Here is a 3,869-nt window from a genome sequence, read left to right on the forward strand (position 1 = left end):
GTGGTGCTCGGCGTGCTCATGCCGTCGGTCATCGTCATCGGCCTGGGCGCGGCCGCGTTCGCGGTCGGCCAGACCTACGTCACGCTGTCCTTCCGCCGCGGCTTCGCGGCCGGCTGGGCGGTCCGCCACCCCGGCCCGGAGCGCGAGCCGGGCGCGGACGGCAGCAAGCGCCGCCGCGGCAAGGGCGAGCGCCACGACCCGATGCTAGAGGTCTCCGACCTCGAGGCCGCCGAGCGGGCCCGTGCCGAAGCGGACGGTACCGACCTCGCCCACGGCGACGGCCTGCCGTACGGCCACGACGACTACGACGGCGACGACGTCTTCACCCCCACCCGCCCCGCCGAGCCCACGGCCGCGGAGGCCACCGCCGTCTACGAGCCGCAGCCCCTGCCCGACGACACCGGCTCCTACGGCATCTACGGCGATCACACCCAGCAGCCCGGCGCGCAGACCTCCTACGCGGGCGCGGCCCAGCCCCAGGACCAGTACGCCACCGCCGCCCAGGGCACCGACCAGGCCTACGCCTACGACTACTCCGGCTACGGGCAGCAGGGCTACGGCTACGACACCACCGGCCAGCAGCAGTACGCGGCCTACTCCGACCCCTACGCCGGCGTCCAGGGCTACGGCACCGGCTCCTACGACACGTCCTACGGCGGCCAGCAGGGCTACACCCAGCAGGACTACGGCACCCAGGACCCCTACGCCACCGGCGGTTACGGCGGTCAGACCCCGGCCGGCGGTGTGTGGGTCCCGCAGCAGCGCAGCGACGAGACCTACGGCGGCGAACTCCCGCCCGAGCAGCAGGCCTACCCCTACCAGGGCAACGGCCAGGGGCAGCCGCAGCAGCACGGCGGCACCGGCTTCGACGAGCAGTACCGTTTCTGAAGGCGCGGGCTCACTGCGAGCCGCGGAACCGGGGCCCCTCCACGATCAGTCCGGCCACCAGCGCGCCCGACATCCCGGCGTGCGGCAGTCCGCCCCCGGGGTGCGACCAGCCGCCCACGGTGAACAGGCCTTCCCACCCTGTGGAGTTGCCCGGGTGCAGCAGCCGTCCCTGTGCCGCGGCGAGCGCCGGCGCGGGCACGGCCCCGCCCCGCGCGCCCGTGGCCCGCTCGACGTCGGCCGGGGTGCGGACCTCGTGCCACAGGACGCGGTCGCGCAGCCCCGGCACGGCACGCTCGGCGGCGGCGATCATCCGGCCGGCCTGCCGCTCCCAGTCCTCCGCGCCGGGCCCGTCCCCCTGTGAAGGTGCCGCGGGGACGGTGGCCGTGAGTGTGACCGCCTCGTGCTCCGCGTCCGGGACCAGCGCCGGATCGTCCGGACGCAGCACCGTGACGGTGGGCCGCGCGGGCAGAGCCGGAGCCGTCCCGAACAGCGCCTCGAGCTCGGCCTCGCGGTCCTCGGTGTGCACGACCGTCCGGTGCGCGGTGCCCTCCGGCCGCCCGCCGCGCAGCGCGAGCAGCACCACCAGCCGGCTGGGCGCGCCCTCCTGCGGCGCCACTCCGTCCGCCGGCCGGAGCGCCGCGCCTCCGGTCAGCCGGGCCAGCACGGCGGGCGCCACCCCGGCCACCACGAAGTCCGCCTCGGCCGCCGTGCCGTCCGCGAGTTCGACGCCGACGACCCGGCCGTCCTTCTCCGCGACGCCCGTGACCTCGGCGCCGAGGACGAACTCGACGCGACGGGCCGTGCACCGCTCGTACACCGCGCGGGCCAGCTCGCGCAGGCCCCCGCGCACGTACCAGGTGCCGAAGGCGTGCTCCATGTAGGGCAGTACGGCAGCGCTCGCCGGGGCGGTGCGCGGGTCGAGGCCGTAAACGAGCGCGTGGCTCTCCAGCAGGGCGGTCAGACGCGCGTCGCGCAGCTCCCAGGCGCCGGCCTCGGCGAGCGTGCCGGCCCGGCGGGTGCGCAGCAGGCGCTTGTGCGGGACCGCCGGATACGGCTCCCGCTCGGCCAGCACCTGCCAGTCGGTCCACAGCGGCTCCTCCAGCAGGGGCCGGCGGGTGCGGTCCCAGGCCTCGCGCGCCCGCACCAGGAAGTCGCCCCAGCGCCGGCCCGCGCCCGCCCCCAGCGCCTCGTCCAGCGCCGAGACGACTCCCGCGCGGGAGGCGTTCGGCAGGGACACCGCGGTGCCGTCCGCGAAGACATGGCGCGAGGAGGGGTCGACCTGGAGCAGCTCGACCACGTCCTCCAGGGGCTCCCTGCCGGTCTTGACGAACAGGTCGCGGTAGACCGCGGGCAGCGGGAGCAGCCCGGGGCCGGTGTCGAAGGCGAAGCCGTCCCGCTCGAAGCGGCCCACCGCTCCGCCGTAGGTGTCCCCCCGCTCGTACACCGTCACCCGGTGGCCCGCGACGGCCAGCCGGGCGGCAGCCGCCATCGCGCCCAGTCCGGCGCCGATCACCGCAATCCGTGCCATGCCCGCGACTTTATCGAGCACCGCTGACAGCCCCGCTCCCGCCCCGCTGACCAGTGCCTTCCCGGTGCGGCGAGTACGCGGGCCCGGGGATGAGCGCCCAGGGGTGAGTATCCGTACCTAGCCGGTGAGATGAGTACGCGCGCGGATGGGGGCGGGGCGGCGCGGACGGGAGAGTGGAGGCACGGAAAGGGGCGCGGCGCCGGCACCGCCGACACGGGGCGGCGGAACGGCGCGGCCCTCGACCGCTCCTTCCGCCGGCCCAGGTCGGCGGGAGCGAGACACGGGGGAACCCGTAGAACGACCGGACGGGGGCCCAACGGGGGGAACCCGGGGGAGTACCGGGGAACAACGGGGGGAAGCAGCGGCCCCGCGGCGCCATCGGCGCCGCGGGGCCGTCCCGCGTTCCCCGGCGATCGCGCAGTGCTCCCGCCCATCGGGGTCAGCGGGCCCCGCTCACCCGCCCCTGCAGCAGCCGCGACAGCGCCGCGTGCACGTCGTCCAGGGAGCGCTCCGGCTGGAAGGACTTCCAGTCGAGCGCGGCCACCAGCACCATGCCGACCAGGGCCGCCGCGGTCAGCGGTACGTCGATCTCCTCGCTGAACTCGCCGCCCTCCACGCCCTCGCGCAGCACGCCCTCCACGACGGCGACCGCCTCCTGCCGCACCACCATGAGCGTGGACTGCCAGGCCCGGTTGGTGCGCCACAGCTCGGCCACGTACAGCTGGGTGAAGGCCGGGTAGCGGTCGATGAAGACGAGCCCGGCTCGGACCATCGCGTCCAGGGCGTCGACCCGGCTGCCGCCCTCCCGCGCGGTGCGCTCGGCCGCCTCCCGCAGGGACGCGGTGAGCAGGCCGACGCCGTGCCGCAGCAGTTCCTCGAAGAGGACGGACTTGCTGGCGAAGTTGTAGTACACCGTGCCCTTGGCGACCCCGGCCCGCTCGGCGATCTCGTCCACGGTGGTGGCGGAGAAGCCCTGCTCGGCGATGAGCGTGACGGCCGCCTCGTAGAGCCTCTGCCGGGTGGCCTCACGGCGGGTGCGGCCGCCGCCCGGCGTGGCGCTGCTGCTTTCCATGGCCCTGATTCTCACAGCAACCGGTTCCTTCCAGGGGCGGGAGGGGAGGCCGACGGCGGGATCACAGGCTCAGCTCCGGATGCAGCCGGTCCAGCGTCCACACCTGCCGCCGCCGCGCCGACAGCGCGGTCAGCGCGAGCGAGGCCGCCGTGAAGGCCGTGAGCACCGCGCAGGCCAGCCACACCGGGCCGAGACCGCCGCCGGTGATCAGCCTGCGCAGCGCGTCCACGATGTAGCTCATCGGCAGGAAGGGGTGGAGGGCGTTGAAGAAGGCCGGGCTGGTCTGCACGGGGTAGGTGCCACCGGCGGACGTCAGCTGGAGCATCAGCAGCGCGAGGACGAGGATCCGGCCCGCGGGACCGAAGCGCGCGTTCAGCCACT

At 75.4% G+C, this 3,869-nt stretch carries 4 protein-coding genes; 1 reads left to right on the forward strand and 3 read right to left on the reverse strand.

Annotated features, from left to right (window positions below; genetic code table 11):
* Nucleotides 1-888: SCO2102 family sporulation regulator (locus IE249_RS02195; RefSeq protein ID WP_229857264.1), on the forward strand; the 888-nt coding region annotated here is incomplete at its 5' end.
* 10 nt (nt 889-898) lie between these two features.
* Here the strand turns inward: IE249_RS02195 and IE249_RS02200 are convergent.
* The 3 genes from IE249_RS02200 to IE249_RS35925 form a co-directional block, all read right to left on the reverse strand.
* A complete protein-coding gene (locus IE249_RS02200; RefSeq protein WP_189703028.1) occupies nt 899-2,416 on the reverse strand; it encodes a phytoene desaturase family protein in 1,518 nt (505 codons plus the stop codon).
* A gap of 439 nt (nt 2,417-2,855) precedes the next feature.
* Nucleotides 2,856-3,488, reverse strand: coding sequence for a TetR/AcrR family transcriptional regulator (locus IE249_RS02205; RefSeq protein WP_189703029.1), 633 nt, complete (start codon nt 3,486-3,488; stop codon nt 2,856-2,858).
* Nucleotides 3,489-3,549: 61 nt separating this feature from the next.
* On the reverse strand, nt 3,550-3,869 hold a 320-nt coding region (locus tag IE249_RS35925), incomplete at its 5' end, for a YhgE/Pip family protein (protein ID WP_229857272.1).

This window comes from Streptomyces anandii JCM 4720 (assembly GCF_014650655.1).
Taxonomy (GTDB): Bacteria; Actinomycetota; Actinomycetes; order Streptomycetales; family Streptomycetaceae; genus Streptomyces; species Streptomyces anandii.

Coding starts and splice junctions, on each gene's coding strand:
- IE249_RS02205 (WP_189703029.1), bottom strand. CDS start 3,488: ATGGAAAGCAGCAGCGCCACGCCGGGCGGCGGCCGCACCCGCCGTGAG.
- IE249_RS02200 (WP_189703028.1), bottom strand. CDS start 2,416: ATGGCACGGATTGCGGTGATCGGCGCCGGACTGGGCGCGATGGCGGCT.